Source organism: Brevibacillus sp. AG162 (assembly GCF_006715575.1).
Taxonomy (GTDB): Bacteria; Bacillota; Bacilli; order Brevibacillales; family Brevibacillaceae; genus Brevibacillus; species Brevibacillus brevis.
The window spans coordinates 25,346-41,804 of sequence record NZ_VFNO01000008.1 but is presented as its reverse complement, the minus strand read 5'-3'; the positions used below and the strand labels follow the sequence as shown (position 1 = coordinate 41,804).

The 16,459-nt window shown below is 48.8% G+C and carries 15 protein-coding genes and 1 pseudogene; 6 read left to right on the top strand and 10 right to left on the bottom strand.

The window, feature by feature from the left end:
* A pseudogene (locus FB479_RS21860) lies at positions 1-2,131 on the top strand (BclA C-terminal domain-containing protein); the annotation flags it as partial.
* Positions 2,132-2,276: 145 nt separating this feature from the next.
* Positions 2,277-3,419 carry a sensor histidine kinase gene (locus FB479_RS21855; protein ID WP_106657341.1) on the top strand — a complete coding sequence of 381 codons (1,143 nt, stop codon included), beginning with the start codon at positions 2,277-2,279 and terminating at the stop codon, positions 3,417-3,419.
* Between the two features lie 84 nt (positions 3,420-3,503).
* On the opposite strand, the gene FB479_RS21850 is transcribed toward FB479_RS21855, so the two are convergent.
* The 7 genes from FB479_RS21850 to FB479_RS21820 form a co-directional block, all read right to left on the bottom strand.
* Entirely contained in the window at positions 3,504-4,544 is a 1,041-nt protein-coding gene (locus tag FB479_RS21850) for an acyltransferase family protein (RefSeq protein WP_142066692.1), read from the bottom strand.
* A gap of 188 nt (positions 4,545-4,732) precedes the next feature.
* A complete protein-coding gene (locus FB479_RS21845; RefSeq protein WP_016741286.1) occupies positions 4,733-5,041 on the bottom strand; it encodes a hypothetical protein in 309 nt (102 codons plus the stop codon).
* An 84-nt stretch (positions 5,042-5,125) separates the two neighbouring features.
* The gene (locus FB479_RS21840) at positions 5,126-5,332 is read right to left on the bottom strand and encodes a cold-shock protein (protein WP_106657343.1); all 207 of its coding nucleotides are present in this window, start codon (positions 5,330-5,332) and stop codon (positions 5,126-5,128) included.
* Between the two features lie 152 nt (positions 5,333-5,484).
* Complete coding sequence (locus FB479_RS21835; RefSeq protein ID WP_142066691.1) at positions 5,485-8,373, bottom strand: ATP-binding protein; 2,889 nt, start codon at positions 8,371-8,373, stop codon at positions 5,485-5,487.
* The gene (locus tag FB479_RS21830; RefSeq protein WP_106657345.1) at positions 8,370-8,732 is read right to left on the bottom strand and encodes a response regulator transcription factor; all 363 of its coding nucleotides are present in this window, start codon (positions 8,730-8,732) and stop codon (positions 8,370-8,372) included. The genes FB479_RS21835 and FB479_RS21830 overlap by 4 nt, the downstream gene beginning before the upstream one ends.
* A 12-nt stretch (positions 8,733-8,744) precedes the next feature.
* Positions 8,745-10,367, bottom strand: a complete 1,623-nt coding sequence (locus tag FB479_RS21825) for a response regulator (protein ID WP_142066690.1) — start codon at positions 10,365-10,367, stop codon at positions 8,745-8,747.
* A gap of 112 nt (positions 10,368-10,479) precedes the next feature.
* Positions 10,480-10,959, bottom strand: coding sequence for a hypothetical protein (locus FB479_RS21820; RefSeq protein ID WP_142066689.1), 480 nt, complete (start codon positions 10,957-10,959; stop codon positions 10,480-10,482).
* 78 nt (positions 10,960-11,037) lie between these two features.
* Between FB479_RS21820 and FB479_RS21815 the strand changes: the two genes are divergently transcribed.
* Positions 11,038-11,241 (top strand): YwbE family protein, encoded by a 204-nt coding sequence (locus FB479_RS21815; protein WP_142066688.1) that lies wholly within the window; start codon positions 11,038-11,040, stop codon positions 11,239-11,241.
* A gap of 53 nt (positions 11,242-11,294) precedes the next feature.
* On the opposite strand, the gene FB479_RS21810 is transcribed toward FB479_RS21815, so the two are convergent.
* The 3 genes from FB479_RS21810 to FB479_RS21800 all read right to left on the bottom strand — a co-directional run bounded on the left by FB479_RS21810 (position 11,295) and on the right by FB479_RS21800 (position 13,155).
* Positions 11,295-11,720 carry an NUDIX domain-containing protein gene (locus tag FB479_RS21810; RefSeq protein ID WP_106657349.1) on the bottom strand — a complete coding sequence of 142 codons (426 nt, stop codon included), beginning with the start codon at positions 11,718-11,720 and terminating at the stop codon, positions 11,295-11,297.
* 113 nt (positions 11,721-11,833) lie between these two features.
* Complete coding sequence (locus tag FB479_RS21805; protein WP_106657350.1) at positions 11,834-12,391, bottom strand: cysteine hydrolase family protein; 558 nt, start codon at positions 12,389-12,391, stop codon at positions 11,834-11,836.
* Positions 12,392-12,606: 215 nt separating this feature from the next.
* Entirely contained in the window at positions 12,607-13,155 is a 549-nt protein-coding gene (locus FB479_RS21800; protein ID WP_088909459.1) for a GbsR/MarR family transcriptional regulator, read from the bottom strand.
* A gap of 260 nt (positions 13,156-13,415) precedes the next feature.
* Between FB479_RS21800 and FB479_RS21795 the strand changes: the two genes are divergently transcribed.
* The 3 genes from FB479_RS21795 to FB479_RS21785 are packed head-to-tail and all read left to right on the top strand — an operon-like array spanning position 13,416 to position 16,428.
* Positions 13,416-14,642, top strand: coding sequence for a quaternary amine ABC transporter ATP-binding protein (locus tag FB479_RS21795; protein ID WP_106657351.1), 1,227 nt, complete (start codon positions 13,416-13,418; stop codon positions 14,640-14,642).
* On the top strand, positions 14,639-15,484 hold the full coding sequence (locus FB479_RS21790; protein WP_106657352.1) for an ABC transporter permease: 846 nt from the start codon (positions 14,639-14,641) through the stop codon (positions 15,482-15,484). Before FB479_RS21795 ends, FB479_RS21790 begins: the two co-directional genes overlap by 4 nt.
* A gap of 17 nt (positions 15,485-15,501) precedes the next feature.
* Positions 15,502-16,428, top strand: coding sequence for a glycine betaine ABC transporter substrate-binding protein (locus tag FB479_RS21785; RefSeq protein ID WP_106657372.1), 927 nt, complete (start codon positions 15,502-15,504; stop codon positions 16,426-16,428).
* The last annotated feature ends 31 nt before the right edge of the window (positions 16,429-16,459 follow it).

The window sequence follows — 16,459 nt, the reverse complement described above, 5'->3', positions numbered from 1 at the left end:
CAACGGGTGAGACAGGAGCCACCGGAATTACTGGAGTAACAGGAGAGACGGGAGCCACTGGAACAACCGGAGAGGCCGGAGCCACTGGAGTAACCGGAGAGACAGGAACAACTGGAACAATTGGAACAACTGGATCAACCGGAGCAACGGGAGAGACTGGAGCGACAGGAACAACCGGAGAGACCGGAGCCACTGGAGTAACCGGAGAGACAGGAACAACCGGAACAACCGGAACAACCGGAACAACCGGAACAACCGGAACAACCGGAACAACTGATCAACCGGAGCAACGGGAGAGACTGGAGCGACAGGAATTACCGGAGCCACCGGAGAGACCGGATCAACGGGAGTCACTGGAACAACCGGAACAACGGGAACAACCGGAGCCACTGGAACAACCGGAGAGACGGGAGCCACTGGAGTAACCGGAGAGACCGGAGCTACTGGAACAACCGGAGAGACTGGGGCCACTGGATCAACCGGAGCCACCGGAATTACCGGAGTAACCGGAGCGACAGGATCAACTGGAACAACGGGCGAGACTGGAGCCACCGGAATTACTGGAGTAACCGGAGAGACGGGAGCAACGGGAGCGACAGGAGCCACCGGAATTACTGGAGCAACGGGAGAGACTGGAGCGACAGGAGAGACTGGAGCCACCGGAGCCACCGGAGAGACCGGATCAACGGGAGCCACTGGAACAACAGGAGAGACAGGAACAACGGGAGAGACTGGACCAACTGGACCAACCGGAGCCATCGGAATTACCGGAGCCACCGGAGAGACGGGAGCCACTGGAACAACCGGAGAGACGGGAGCCACTGGAACAACCGGAGAGACGGGAGCTACTGGAACAACCGGAGAAACGGGAGAGGCCGGATTAACCGGAGCAACAGGAGAGATCGGGGCCACTGGATCAACCGGAGCCACCGGAATTACCGGAGTAACCGGAGAGACAGGATCAACTGGAACAACGGGCGAGATTGGAGCCACCGGAGAGACGGGAGCCACTGGAACAACCGGAGCCACTGGAACAACAGGAGAGATCGGGGCCACTGGATTAACCGGAGCCACCGGAATTACCGGAGAGACCGGATCAACTGGAACAACGGGCGAGACTGGAGCCACAGGAGAGACTGGAGCCACGGGAGAGACTGGAGCCACGGGAGAGACCGGGGCAACGGGAGCGACAGGAACAACCGGAACAACCGGAACAACCGGAACAACAGGAACAACCGGAACAACCGGAGAGACCGGCGCAACCGGAGCGACCGGATCAACGGGAGTCACCGGAACAACCGGAGCGACTGGAACAACAGGAGAGACGGGGGCCACTGGAACAACCGGAGAGACCGGATCAACGGGAGTCACCGGAACAACCGGAACAACCGGAACAACCGGAACAACCGGAACAACCGGAGCGACTGGAACAACCGGAGAGACGGGAGCCACTGGAGTAACCGGAGCGACTGGAACAACCGGAGAGATCGGGGCCACCGGAGTAACCGGAGAGACAGGATCAACTGGAACAACGGGCGAGACTGGAGCCATCGGAATTACTGGAGTAACAGGAGAGACGGGAGCACCGGGGGCGACAGGAGCCACCGGAATTACCGGAGCAACTGGAGAGACCGGGGCAACCGGAGCAACAGGAGAGACCGGAACAACCGGAGCGACCGGAGCGACCGGATCAACTGGATCAACCGGAGCAACCGGTACAGTCTTCACCAACATCAACGCCTTCGGAGCCAATACCTCAGGATCTCTCATAGCAGTAATCCTAGGAGGAACGAATATCCCTCTACCGAACAACCAGGTGTTAGCAGGTGGCATTTCCGTGAATGGCGCCAATACCGTATTTACGGTTCCGTCGGCTGGCAACTATCTGATTTCGTATTCCATCAATACAACAGCTGCATTACTGGTTAGCTCGAGGATCTTGATAAATGGGACGCCATACACACCAACCATCATCTCACCAACTTTATCACTTTCATCGTTCAATAATACCGTCATCGCCCCTCTCACCGCTGGAGCCACAATCACGCTGCAACTGTTTGGATTATTGGGAACCGCTACCCTTCTTACAGGGGCTGGAGCGACATTGACGATTATAAAAATAAGCACGTAGTAAGCAAAAGGAGCTACGATGACAAGTAGCTCCTTTCCCCTTGTCATTTCTTTTTGTTCAACTAGTAAAAATATTTAGTTAATTAACGGTGATGGTAGTATAATAGGTTGGAAGGGGATTTGCCTATTATTCGGAGTGGGGATAGATGCCGATGGATGACTTGGCAGTATATTTGGACGAGCACGAGGCAACGATCGTGAAAGAATTCAAGCGACGAATTGCCGTTTCGGACAGTGATCAATACAAAGGATTGATCCATCTGAATGGGCAAGCACTGTATCGTATGGTTATTGAATATTTTCGTTCGGAAATCACTCTTGAGGATATTAAAGAATTGGCTTACAAGGTCGCATATGAACGAAACCGGGCAGAGACCAACATTGGCGATTTCGTTTCCAACGTGTGCATGGGCCGGGAAATGGTTATCGATCTTCTCCAAAAAGGTCCGTTTACGCCTGCCGCTTTAATGCCTGCCTTATTAAAAATAAACGAATGCTTTGATGTCTTTTTGGTACACGCTGTTTTCAAATACACCGACCTCAAAGACAGCGATTTGGAAGAGAAGAAGCTATTTATCGAGCGTTCTCACAAAGACAGGCTCACGATTCTGGGACAAATGGCATCCAGCTTCGTCCATGAATTCCGGAATCCGCTTACTTCCATTATGGGATTCTCTCGTTTGTTAAAAGAAGATTATCCGAATCTCCCTTACGTAGAGATTATTGAAAATGAGCTGCGGCAATTGAACTACCGGGTTTCGCAGTTTTTGCTGGTCTCGAAAAAGGGAGCGGTCTATAAGCAAATGGAGGTTTTTAGCGTTTGGGAGTTGTTCGATGAGATTCTTTCCTTCCTCTATCCGAATATCGTTGACGTGAATGTGGATATCAAATGCAGTATCGATCCTACCTTTCAACTAAAAGGCTACAAGGATGAGATGAAGCAGGTGTTTATCAACATCATTTCCAATGCGCTGGATGCGTTACATAAAAAAACAGGCGAAAAGGAGATTGTCATTGAGGTGTCCCAAACGCCTGACAGTTCCTTGATTACCGTTTCCAACAATGGATCGCCAATTCCACCTGACCTGCTTTCGGTTATTTTTGAACCGTTTTTCACGACGAAGGAGCTCGGTACTGGAATTGGCTTATACGTCTGCAAAGAAATCATTGAGCGGCATGGAGGAACGATTACGTGCGAGTCTACTGATCAGCAGACGAAATTTTCCATGCAATTCAAGCCCTGCGACACGTGTACGAGTGGCTCGATGTCGATGAGCCATCATATTTAATGCCACAAAAAACGACCTATTCATGAAGGCACGATCGATACAGACGTGCACCATGAATAGGTCATTTTTTTGTGAAAAAGCTGTTTATTCGCTAGCGTGAAGCTGCCTGCGTGTTTGTCGTATGGTTTTGGAGATACGCTCCAGTTTGTTTACCAGCCAGACCAGCATGAGCGCCAACAGACAACTGCACCCGATAATGAGGAGCAAGTACAAGAGAGAGTACCACGTGTTTTCAAACAGCCAAGCGACCTCGCCGTATTTCGCAAACAGATAATCTTTGAACATGATCAAAAAAGCAGAGTGAAACAAGAAAATAAAATACGTCAGCCCTTTTCGAAACTTGATGTGCAAACGATCGACGCGTTCCAGAAAGAAGACCATGAGCACGAGAAACGATAGAAGCGTGGCGAACACAAAAGTCAAATGCACAGCCACATACAGCTTGTTTGAGACAACAAAAAACATCGCAGCCGCAGTGGAAACACCCGTCATCAGCGTCAGGATGGAGCGGTTGTTTCGCAAAAAGGAAAGAATCGATTCACGGTACCAATACAACACGTGCCCCATGTACAGGGTAAAAATCCAGCTCGGGAGCATGTGACGCGTGGTGAGCCCGAACCAGCCCTGATGGATGAAATTAATGTACACGTACTGAATACCGAGCAGAATCCAAATGACATACAAAATGTTGCGCTTCGTGATTACATGGCGAAACAGATAGGCAAAAACGTAATACTGGCAAATCATAAACACAAAGTACAGATGATCACCTGTTTTGCCGAGAACAATGTTTGTGAAGTCCTGGGCAGTATGAGGCATTCCTTTTTTCAACAAGTAATGGTACAGGACGCCAGATACTAAATACGGGACAAAAATATACAGGAGCTTCCCTGAAAAAAACTCGCGAGCAGTAGGGCTCTTGGCTTCAAAAGAATAAGCAGTCAAATAACCGGTGGCGATCGTCAACAGGACCGTGCCGTAGCGACTGATCTGATTGAGGGCCACGATCCAAAATGGATCCGTAAACGAAAGGGCAGAAGCCGTGAAATGACCGACTACAACGAGAAAACTTGAGAAGAGCTGGATGTAAAACAGAGATTTCAAGATTTTTGAATCTGTATACATTTCGATATTCTCCATTTCATCGTTTGTCGGCTGACGTTGTCGCTCAAACAATAAACTGTGAATGGTTTCATGATAATAAAGTTTTCTTTGATTCGTATTTGGACAGGGGAGGGGAGTTTTGGAAAGGGAAAAAAAGAAAGAAAGCCACACCCGAGTGCGCAGCTTTCGCACGAGTATGGCTTTCAGCATTATTTCGGATTCTTTTTCATTTCATCGATGGTCTCACTGACCACAAACGCCAAATCGTCATTGCCAAACAGCGACAATACACCAAGGAGAGTCGCATCAGGAATGTCCTCTGCTTCTTCTTTGGGAACGGTATTGTCCAGCATTTGAGCGAGTAACGTATTTTCCCCTTGAGCGGGATAAGCGCGACGGTATAATTCGCGTGCATCTAGACCGTGATTCACACACCATTGGGCAAAAACGAGAATCATCATGCCCTCGTCGCGCTGGTAGGCTTGAATCACTTGATCTTCCATCTCTTTTCGGTTCATGGGCATACTCCTCTAACATTCGTACGTCATGAATTTATTGTAGAGAAGAGGAAGAATACCCGCAAGAAAAAAGAAAAGAAGGGCTCAAGAGTTCCGCCTGCTGCTGTGATTAGTTATGACTGGCAGCATGCGCGTGTCTTTTACCATACGGGAATGGCAAAAGGGGCAGCTCGGGCTCTTATCAAAGGAAAAGTTATCTCTCATCCAGCACGTACAGCCCTCATTACTGCACGTCCATACATCTGTTTCCTCTTCTTCGATTGGAACGACTGCTTTTTTTGAGAAATACACATGAACTCCTCCTTTGCAGGGCAAAAGTGCACAAAGTAACCTCTATTAATGTGTGATGGAAAGCGCATGAATATACCAAGATTTTCTTTGGTAGAAGGTAAAAAAAGAGGCCGCGCTTTCATAACCGCAGCCTCTTTTGTCCATGGTCATCTTTACTGTTCATCGGGAATGAAGATCTGTCCCGTTGCTTCATGATTCGTGATGGCCAGCAAAATCGCTTTTGACAAGGTATCTGGATGATAAGGCTTGATCAGATAGCCGGTTGCCCCCAGATCAAATGCCTTTTTCTTTTCCTCAAAAGCACTGGAGATCACGATTGGAATGGTCCGTAAATCCGGGTTTTTGCGTATTTCCTCAATGACCTTCCAACCACTCTCGCCGTTCTTCAAGATAAGGTCAAGCACGACAGCATCCGGTCGCAGCTCCTCGATTGCTGCTACTGCCTCAGAAGCTGTAGAGAAGGAATTGACACGGAATCCAGAACTCGTCAGCTCATCACGCAACAGTTCGGTTAGGTTCAAATCGTCCTCGATGATCACAACGTTTCCATTGCATTGACCAGTTGGAGAGACTGCCTCCTCACTTCCCGCAGGATAGTCAGGGGACAAGGCGTGCTCAGCCAGCGGAAGGGTAACTGTAAATGTACTACCCTTGCCTGATTCGGACGTAACGGCAACTTCTCCATGGTGCATATGGACGATCTCCTGAACAATGGCGAGTCCCAGTCCTGTACCGCCAATCTCGCGGCGATCCGAGTTATCAACACGATAAAATTTGGTAAACAGATGAGGGATAGCTTCGGAAGGAATGCCTAGCCCTTCATCCTGGACCTCCACGAGCAAGCGGTTCCCATCTTGGCGACAGCTCACCCGGACATGGCCGCCATGTGGAGAGTATTTGACGGCATTACTGATTAGATTCACAAATACTTGACGCAGCTTGGCTTGGTCGCCATAAACAACGGTTTGCTCCGTTTGCAAATCGAGTTCGAATCTATGGAGAGGGGACTGGACTTGATAAAGTCCGAAAATGTCCTGAATCACTTGATCAATCGCAACGTTCTCTACCTCATACGTCTGTCTCCCGGATTCCATGCGTTGCAAATCCAAGAAATCGTTGATTAGCGCAGTCAGGCGGGTCGCTTCTTGATAAATGGTCGCTAAATACCGTTGTTGACGCTCGGGCTTGAGCTCCTTCGTTAATAGCAGCTCCGCAAAGCCGAGCACACTGGCGAGAGGAGTACGCAGCTCATGACTGACCGTACTGACGAATTCCGACTTCATTTGGTCGATCTCGTATTCCTTGGTAAAGTCACGATAAACGAGCAAGGTACTCCATTTCTCCTGATTCCGGAACAGAGGCTCTGCATAGAGCTGAATATAGCGTACTTCCGGCCCGGTCATCTGAAACACAATACTACCTGAAGGAATGGCGCCTTCGTCTAAAACGACTGCTCTGACATACTGAATCAGCCGATCGGGTTCTAAGGTTCGACTCTGTAGATGGGAAAGGAACTGTTCCAAGTCAAATCCTTGCGAAGCGAGCTGATTGTCGTAGATCAATAGCTCACAGAAATTCCGGTTTACTTGCAGCGTTTCTCCACCCAGATCAATGAGCTGAATGCCTTCTTGTACAGAATCGAGCATATCCTGTGTCATTTTCCGCTGACGCTCCGTCTCTTCAAACATCGCGAGCTTATCGAATGCCAAGGAAATCTGCTTGGCGATTCCGATGATGACTTGTAGCTCCTGATTCGTGAATTTTCGACCGATACGGGAGAGGATGATACATGCAACGATTGTCTGCTGGGCATCTAATACTGGGAGGTAAAGCTCACATGTTTGTGACATTTCCTCTGTGTAGCCGCGCTCAGCGTCAGTACTTTCACGCATCAGGACATACGGCAGGCCCGTTTCCCTGGTTCGCACGAATGGACCATCATCCAATCCTTTGCGCAATTGCTCCAGACCGTTCTGGGAAACGCCAAAACTGGCTGCATCCCTGTCAGTGTTCAGCATGACGATGACACCTTTATCGGCATCCATGACCTCGGTTATATTGCGAATGATACTGGAAAGCAGCTCACCTTTATCCAACGTATTCGACAAAGAGAGGATGAAACGGTTTTTCTTTTCCAAATACCGTTCGTTATCCTCCATCTTGCCCATTGCTTCTTGCAGCTCTTCTTGCTGCATCATCAGTTCATCCTGCTGGGCTTGTAGCTCTTCGTTTTGTGCCATGAGAACTTCTTCTTTGGCTTGAATTTGCCTGATCAAATAGTCGAGGGAGCGGGAGAGCCTGCCGATTTCGTCAATCCTGTTCAAATCCTGCAAAAGAGGTGTACCGCCATTGGCAAACTGTTCAGCATCTTCGGATAGACGAACCAACGGCCTGCCGATATCCCGTGTGGTTTGAATGGTGACTGCCACCATGATCACCAGCACCATCAGCGAGTACACGAGAAACCAGGTGCTTAGCTGTGACAGCTCTTCGAACAGTAGTTGGTTTCTCGTATATAAAAGCTGATCGTGCTCTTCCTGATACCGCCCGGCGTATGTAAGCAAGTTGTTTACTTCCTGATTCACGCCACTGGCCGAAGCTTTTCGCAGGGATTCAAAGTCTCCGTTCTTTGCATAGCTCGAAAAAGTAGGAAACACATTGGCGAAAAAGTTCGTGAAGAAAGACTCGATCGAAGCGACAAGCGCTTGCTCCTCATCATTGAGCGGAAGCTTCTTAAAATTATCCAGCGCTTGTTCCAGCTTCTTTTTTTCAAGAAATAACTCATTGTACTCAGATGGGCTCAAAAAAGCGTAATAACCCCTTGCGCGAAAAAAGATTTGGTTCGTGTGCTCAGCGATGTCTGCGACCAAATTTTGTTTTTCCTTGGTATGGTATATCGCCGTCTGATATTGGGTTAATGTGTTGCTATTCAAATATTGAACGATGGAAGCGCCCGCAATCAACAGTGACAGAAAAAGAAGCATCATCGCCATGAAGCGACGGGTGATGCTTTTTCTGATAAACGCCCAGAACCCGGTCATGCGAGCATTTCCTCTACTTTCCGGACAAGGTCCATCGGGCTAAAGGGCTTTGGCATGAAGTCATCGGCACCAGCTGCACGCATTTTCTCCTGTTCGGCATGTTGACTTTTTGCCGAGAGGATCAGGACCTTGACTGTCTTTTTATCGTCCATCTGTTTGAGCTGCTGCAATACTTCAAAGCCTGTCAGCTTTGGCATCATATAATCTAAAATAATCAAGTCGTACTCATTTTGACCGATTTTTTGCAGGGCTTCCTCTCCATCGCAAGCGATATCGAGCTCGTGTCCCTCGTCTTCGAGCGTGTCGCCAATCAACATGCGCAACACGGCTTCGTCTTCGGCCAGCATAATTGTTGCCATCTTGCTACCTCCTTACAACATTCGCTTAACCAGTCGCATAATGCGAGCCTCCAGTTCGCGTGTACGAAATGGCTTGGTCATATAGTCGTCAGCACCGAGCTGAAGGGCTCGGACAATGTCTTGCTCTTCAGTACGACCTGTCAGCATAATCACCGTATATTTCTTGGCATTCGGCAAATTCCGGATTTTCTGGAGAACCTCGAGGCCATCCATCTGTGGCATCATCCCGTCTAAAATGACGAGATATGGCTCTTGTCCCTGATGCCAGGTGGAGTCGAAGAAAGCTGCTCCTTCTTCGTAAGTCTGGATGTCGACGTGCATCCAACCGTCAAAACTGGTTTGGATGGAATCGGCCAGCATCACGCGAATCATCGGATCATCATCAATAATGGCGACCTTCAGTTTTACCTTGGGAGAGTCATGCGTCTCTGTGATTTGAGCGGTTTCAATCCGGCGCCGCCCCGCATTTTTCGCAGCATACAAAGCCGTGTCCGCAGCTTCTACCCAATACGTATGCGGTTTATGAGGTTCATCTACTTGTACGATTCCACCGGAAAAGCTCAAAGAAAACGTTCCTTCAGGAGCTTCGAACGCAAGCGAACAAAAAGCAGACAGCATCTGCTCCAGGCGCATCTTTCCTGTTTGTACACTCGTACGCGGCATCAACAGGATAAATTCCTCTCCGCCGTACCGGAATAATACATCCTGTTTTTCGGCGCTCTGCCCGATGAAAGCGGCAAAACGAGTGAGCACCTCGTCGCCGATCAGATGCCCGTATGTATCATTGACCCCTTTGAAAAAATCGATATCCAAAAATGCCAGTGAGAAGGGGGTGTTGGTTCGCTGGGCATCAGAAAGAAGCCGTTGGTACGTATCAACAAAAGAATTGCGATTGTTGACACCCGTAAGCTCGTCCAAAAACAAGATACTGTTCATCCAGCGCTTCCGGCGAAGCTGGCGTTCGAGGCGTACGACCAGCTCTTCCATATCAAGCGGTTTGCACATGACGTCATCTGCGCCCAAACGATAGGCATTCAGACGGGTCTCCCGTTCGCAATCGATGCTGATGATGGTCGTAGGCACGTATTGCTTCTTTATTTTTTCGCTGATCGTCTGCATCACTTGGAAGCCGCCTGTTTCCGGGATGTTCAAATCCAGAATGAAGCAGTCAGGATTCATGTCGTGAAAATAGTCGAGAGCCTTATGAGGATAGACCGTTGCGATAACAGACCAATTGCGTTTTTCTAAATATTCCTTTAGATACATAAGCAGGGTGACGTCATCATCCAGGATGAGGACCAAAGGTTGTTGCTCACAAGGGGTTTCCCGTTGAAGAGTGGAGTTCTCGATGAAAACTTCCGGTTCGGATCGCTGTTCGTAGCATAAGGTGATCAACTCTTGCAAAAACACTCGCCATTCACCGAGCGACCATTCCTTTACAGGCATGTCATCCATTCGATCCAGAAGGATCTGAGACAGATCAGACAAGTCGGTCAATCCAATTGTCCCAGATGTCCCCTTCAACGAATGAAGAAAGCGATATAACTCTTCATGAGAGACGGGAGACTTCTGGGCATACCACGTCTCAATCTGTTTATGGATATTTGTAAGAAGTGTATCTCTGTACTTGATCATGTCGCATCGTCCCCCTGTGTTGGGATGGCGCAAGCAGTCGGATCGCTTGCGCCAATTTGATCAAAACGTCTACGATTTGGTATGGTACATGTAGCAGGGAGGAGGAAGGACTTTATTGTTGCAGGGAAAATCCTTCTTCAATCAAATACTGCTCCGCTTCCACGTACGATTCAAAGGAAGCTTCCAGGTTCATCCCATGGTATACGTTCCACAGCGCGTCTTCCTGTTGCAGCAAGAGCGTGCGGTTTTGCTTGTCAATCCATGTTTGCTCCAATTGTTCAGCTGCACTCGTAGCTTTTGGAGCTGGTTCACGTTTCACGGAGAGGGATTGGATCGAAGCCTCGACTACCTTGCGCAGCTCGTCCGCCGAGAAATCACGGATGTTGACATAGCCCTTGTCGTCTTTTTGGTAGCCCTTCAAAAACGCGGCAAACACAAAGCCGTTGCCGTTCGGATGCAGATGATAGACGACTGTCTTTTTGTCATGAAGGCTTTCCTCATAATGAAAATTAACCCGTTTCAGGGAGACGTCATTCCGAGTCAGTTGTGGAAAAGATTCAATAATCGCTAGTTTTTCTTCAAAAGTAAGCATGGATTCCTCCGGTGAGATGGATTTGTTTGTCGATTATATCATAGGTGGGACATAGAACGAAAAAAGGAGAAGGGAAAAATGAACGGAAAAAACCGAAAAGACATCACAGCGGGTCTTGAAGTAGACATTGTATTGAAACAGGACCAACGCACGGGCAAGCGCACCCGTGGGATTGTCAAGGATATCCTGACGAATTCCAGTACACATCCACATGGAATCAAGGTTCGTTTGACGGATGGACAAGTGGGCAGAGTGCAAGAGATTATCAAAGAAGGGGAGTAATCTTCTTCAAGAAAAAACGGACAGGCCACATGGGCAACTGTCCGTTTTGTTTTTCATGAACGGTTCCGGTTTTGCAAATGCTCGATAGCTGGTACGGCGAAGCAAGCCAGATTCGACGGAAGTGCATCGAGTGAAAACCAGCGCATGTCTCCAATCGCCCCGCCTTCCTCTAAATTGCGTGCTTCTCCACTCAGGATTGTGACTTCGTAAATGACCGAAACCCAATGCTCGGCACTTTCCGGGCGGATGGTTTCTGCGGTGCACAGCAGGGCCTTTACCTCGACATCGAGATTGACTTCTTCTTTGATTTCACGGATGACACTCGTCTCCAGTTGTTCATAGGGATCAACTTTTCCCCCGGGAATGCTCCACGTATCTTTCTCTGGATCTCTGTTTCGTAAAACCAGCAAAAGCTCATTCTTGTCGTTTAGGATGACAGCTCCTACGCCCAATCTTGGTATAGCGATAGTAGTCGACATGGTTTCTCCTTCGATAGGCAGATTCGTTTCTTCTATTATAGCAAGGTCCAATCGTAAGTAGGACAAAACAAGAAACCGCCTGAAGAGACGGTTTCGAGAAGTTCAGCAAAACGTTAGCGGTAAGAATCATGGGTAGGCGCGAAGACATCCTCTGTTGATTCCCGCACCAAAATAAATGGCTCAATATTTCCCAATCCATGCAAGCACGTATTGTGATGGGCGATGATTTGTTCCGCTGACAGGGCCTTACTGTCCGATGTAGAGTGCCCGTCTTTGACGAGCGTCACATCATAGCCGAGTGTCGTCGCTTTGCGGCAGGCGCTGTCGATACAAAACTCGGTTTTGCAGCCCATGATGACGAGGTGGTTAATCCCGAGTGCTTGTAGCTTTTCGTGCAGGTCTGTTCCGTGAAACGAGTCTGTCGCCAGTTTTTGAATCACCGTTTCTGATGGCAGAGGGGCGATCTCAGGATGAATGGCAAAGTCGTCCGAACCGACTTCTCCGACATCCGCATCCTGAACGTACAGCACAGGAATATCCTTGCTATAGGCATCTTCTCTTACTTTTTTCAATGTTTGGACAAGTGTAGCCGGCTGAAAAACAGGACCAAATTGCCCTTCGATAATACCTACCTGCGCATCAATAATCAGTAGAGCTGTTTTTCGAATCAATCCATTTCCTCCTAAGTGAAAGGGGGCTAGTGTTGGTGTTCCCCTTTTTGGTTGTTTGGTACACGCACAGCTTTATAAGAACGTTGATTCATGTCCTTTTTCATAACTGACCACTCCTTTCATCATAGAAGAGCGTGAATCCGCTCTGGATAATTGTACCACAAAAAAGACTCATTCCTATTGGAAGGAACGAGTCTTTTTCGATCGCGAACTTCTTATGATTCATTTTCCTTTTTCGGTACAAACTGAAAGATATCATGTGATTCGAAGGAGTCGATCAAACGGGACAGCCACAAATAATATTCCAACCCATTTTCAATGCGCTTGATACTAAGTTCCACACGCTCACTGACTTCTTCCGTAAGCTCTTCGGATTGCTGGAGAGCGCGAAGCTCAAGGAGCGACTTTTTCAACGCATGTACATTATGTTCACAGGCGTGTCTCCACTTCACGGAAAAGAGGTCGATGAAGTTCTGGTACCAATCCAGATTGACCTCGTAATGATCCTTCCGTGTCCCTTTTTTCCATATCTTTTCTACCATATTTAAGTCCATCAATGTGCGGACGCCGGTGCTCATGCTGGTTTTGCTCATGCCCAGTGCTTCGCCCATCTCATCGAGTGTCATTGACTTGTCCTGAAAGAGCAATGTGCCATACAGCAGTCCCGTTGACATGGTAATTCCATACAGATCCATGTTGCGAGCCAGCGTTTCAATCACGCGTTCCTGAGCTTTTTCGAGGATTTTTTCCTGATTGGTATCCATTTTGAAAAAAGCAGCTCCTCTAGTCATAGTAACCTGACTAGAATTGTACGTCTCCAAAAGCAAAAAGTAAATGGAGATATTGTACAGTATATACGTGATAAACTGAGAATACAGGAAGTAAAGTACGTAAAGTTTTTTCTGAACGCTGAAAATGGCGGATTATCATGCCTCACCCAGTTTGAGGTAAAAAAAATGGCTGGTTACAATTGTAAGGGTAAAGAACAGTCCGGATGCCGGGCGTAAAAGTTGGAGGTGAACATATGCCCAAGATCAAAGTAGAGAATTTGACCAAAATCTTTGGACGCCAACCCCAACGCGCATTGTCCCAGGTGAAGCAGGGGAAGACCAAGCAAGAAATATTGAAGGAAACGGGTCTTACCCTTGGGGTGAATCAAGCGAGTTTTGAGGTGCATGCAGGCGAAATTTTCGTCATCATGGGGCTTTCGGGAAGCGGGAAGTCGACCTTGGTTCGATTGTTGAACCGGTTGATTGAACCGACAGAAGGCAGAATCCTGATTGACGGTACGGATATCGTCAGTATGAACACCGAGCAGTTACAGGATGTAAGAAGAAAGAAACTGGGCATGGTATTTCAAAAGTTCGCCTTGTTCCCTCACAGGACGGTACTTGAAAATGCGGAGTACGGCTTGGAGATTCAAGGGATGCCAAAGGCCGAGCGTGAGGCAAAAGCGAAAAAGTCACTCGCACTCGTCGGACTCGGCGGTTGGGAAGCAAGCTACCCGGATCAGCTGAGTGGCGGGATGCAGCAGCGTGTGGGGCTGGCCCGCGCACTCGCGAATGAGCCCGATGTGCTGTTGATGGATGAGGCATTCAGTGCCTTGGACCCGTTAATTCGCAAGGACATGCAGGATGAGCTGTTGGAACTGCAAAGCACCATGCAGAAGACCATTATTTTCATTACGCATGATCTGGACGAAGCATTGAAGATCGGGGATCGGATCGCTTTGATGAAAGACGGTGCGATCGTGCAAATCGGCTCGCCGGAAGAAATCATGACCAATCCGGCAAACGAATACGTAGAGCGCTTCGTAGAAGATGTGGATCGTTCCAAGGTATTGTCCGCTGAAAAAGTCATGAAGCGGGCAGAGACGATCACTCTGGACAAAGGGCCTCGCGTCGCACTGCAAATGATGCGTGAGCGCGGTGTTTCCAGTTTGTACGTGGTGGATAAACGAAAAACATTGCTGGGTGTGCTGACGGCAGACGCGGTAAACGGAGCCAAGGAAGCAGGACAGTCGCTGGAATCCGTGCTGCGAACGGAGGTACCGACTGTCGGACCGCAGACACTTCTCAATGAGATGTTTGACCTTGTTGCGTTTTCGGATATTCCCGTGGCGGTTATCGGGGAACAAAATCGTCTCCTGGGCGTGATTGTAAAAGGAGCCGTCTTGGGTGGGTTGGCAGGAAAAGTAAATCAACAAGTTCCAGAGCCAACGAATGAAGAGGGGCAGGTGAATCCATCATGAGTCAAAATCAACTATTTCCGAAGCTGCCGCTCGACAGTTGGGTAGAAACGATTGTAGATGGACTGGAAGAGAATTTGGGCTTCTTGTTCGACTTCATATCAGCTGGAATCGGTGGAACCGTTGACTTGTTTTCGTGGATTCTAACAGGAATCCCGTTTTGGGTCCTGATCATTTTGTTTACGCTGCTGGCTTATCGGGCTGGCAAAGTGGCAATTGCTCTTTTTACCTTCATTGGACTTCTTCTGATTCAGAATCTGGGTTATTGGGAGCATTCAATGGAAACACTTGCGCTGGTATTGACGGCAGGGCTGATCTCGGTGATTATCGGGATTCCCGTCGGTATCTGGTGCGCGAAGAATGATTCCGTGCAAAAGGTCGTCACACCGCTGCTTGATTTCATGCAGACGATGCCGGCGTTTGTGTACTTGATTCCTGCCATCTTTTTCTTTGGGCTCGGTAAAGTACCGGGGGTTATCGCTTCTGTCATTTTTGCGATGCCACCGACGATCCGGCTGACCAACCTGGGAATTCGTCAAGTTCCTGCCGATCTGATCGAAGCTTCTGAGGCATTCGGTTCAACCTACTGGCAAAAGCTGACGAAGGTACAGTTGCCGATTGCCAAGACGACAATGATGGCCGGAATTAACCAGAGCATTATGCTCGCGTTGTCCATGGTCGTGATTGCCTCGATGATTGGGGCGAAAGGCTTGGGGGCAGACGTGTATCGTGCCGTGACACAGATCAAGATCGGTGAAGGTTTTGAGGCGGGTCTGGCCATCGTTATTTTGGCGATTCTGCTGGATCGTCTCACGCAAAGTGTTGGAAAGAGAAAAAACGCGTAGGAGGGGTTTTCATGAAAATGAAAAAAGGCGCCTTGAAAGGGCTGGCAGTCGCACTCGGACTCAGCATGGTGATGGCAGGATGTTCAACCGCGGGAACACCGCAGGGAAATCAGCCTGCCGAGGGCAATGCGGGTACGTCTGCACCGAATAGCGTTGGAGCACAAGTGGATCATAAAATTATCGGAATCGATCCGGGCGCTGGTCTGATGAAAGCGACGGAAAAAGCCATGAAAGACTACGATCTGAAAGATTGGGAACTGGTAGAGGGCTCTAGTGCAGCGATGACGGCAGCACTGACACAAGCCTACAAAGACAAAAAGCCGATTATCGTGACTGGCTGGACACCTCACTGGATGTTCTCCAAGTTCGAGATGAAATATCTCGAAGACCCGAAAGGCGTCTTCGGGAAGGATGAACAGATTCATACCATCGTGCGCAAAGGACTGAAGGAGGAGCACCCAAGTGCGTATGCGTTCCTCGACAAGTTTTCGTGGACACCTGCGGACATGGAAAAAGTGATGCTCGATATCGAGAGCGGCAAAAAGCCGGAAGAGGCAGCAGCCGAATGGGTGAAAAACAATGAGGCTACCGTCAACAAGTGGGTAGAAGGCATCCAGCCTGCAGAAGGCAAAAAATTGACGCTCGCCTACGTCGCGTGGGATTCTGAGATCGCCAGCACAAATGTGGTGAAGACGGTTCTGGAGCAAAAGCTGAAATACCAGGTGGAAATGAGCCAAGTAGAAGCTGGCCCAATGTGGGTCGGTGTATCGAACGGCGATGTGGATGGAATGGTAGCAGCTTGGCTGCCAACCACGCACGCTGACTACATGGAAAAGCTGGGGAAAGACGTAGAGGACCTCGGTCCGAATCTGCAAGGAACCAAGCTGGGCTTGGCTGTTCCAACCTATATGGAGATCAACTCCATTGAAGATTTGAAGAAGTAACAGACTCAATACAGAAGGCACTGCTCACGAT

Excerpts from the sequence above, each read along its gene's own strand:
- FB479_RS21855 (WP_106657341.1), top strand. The coding sequence starts at position 2,277 with ATGCCGATGGATGACTTGGCAGTATATTTGGACGAGCACGAGGCAACG.
- FB479_RS21850 (WP_142066692.1), bottom strand. The coding sequence starts at position 4,544 with ATGTATACAGATTCAAAAATCTTGAAATCTCTGTTTTACATCCAGCTC.
- FB479_RS21835 (WP_142066691.1), bottom strand. The coding sequence starts at position 8,373 with ATGACCGGGTTCTGGGCGTTTATCAGAAAAAGCATCACCCGTCGCTTC.
- FB479_RS21790 (WP_106657352.1), top strand. The coding sequence starts at position 14,639 with ATGAGTCAAAATCAACTATTTCCGAAGCTGCCGCTCGACAGTTGGGTA.
- FB479_RS21820 (WP_142066689.1), bottom strand. The coding sequence starts at position 10,959 with ATGCTTACTTTTGAAGAAAAACTAGCGATTATTGAATCTTTTCCACAA.
- FB479_RS21815 (WP_142066688.1), top strand. The coding sequence starts at position 11,038 with ATGAACGGAAAAAACCGAAAAGACATCACAGCGGGTCTTGAAGTAGAC.
- FB479_RS21800 (WP_088909459.1), bottom strand. The coding sequence starts at position 13,155 with ATGGATACCAATCAGGAAAAAATCCTCGAAAAAGCTCAGGAACGCGTG.
- FB479_RS21830 (WP_106657345.1), bottom strand. The coding sequence starts at position 8,732 with ATGGCAACAATTATGCTGGCCGAAGACGAAGCCGTGTTGCGCATGTTG.
- FB479_RS21785 (WP_106657372.1), top strand. The coding sequence starts at position 15,502 with ATGAAAAAAGGCGCCTTGAAAGGGCTGGCAGTCGCACTCGGACTCAGC.
- FB479_RS21810 (WP_106657349.1), bottom strand. The coding sequence starts at position 11,720 with ATGTCGACTACTATCGCTATACCAAGATTGGGCGTAGGAGCTGTCATC.
- FB479_RS21795 (WP_106657351.1), top strand. The coding sequence starts at position 13,416 with ATGCCCAAGATCAAAGTAGAGAATTTGACCAAAATCTTTGGACGCCAA.
- FB479_RS21845 (WP_016741286.1), bottom strand. The coding sequence starts at position 5,041 with ATGAACCGAAAAGAGATGGAAGATCAAGTGATTCAAGCCTACCAGCGC.
- FB479_RS21825 (WP_142066690.1), bottom strand. The coding sequence starts at position 10,367 with ATGATCAAGTACAGAGATACACTTCTTACAAATATCCATAAACAGATT.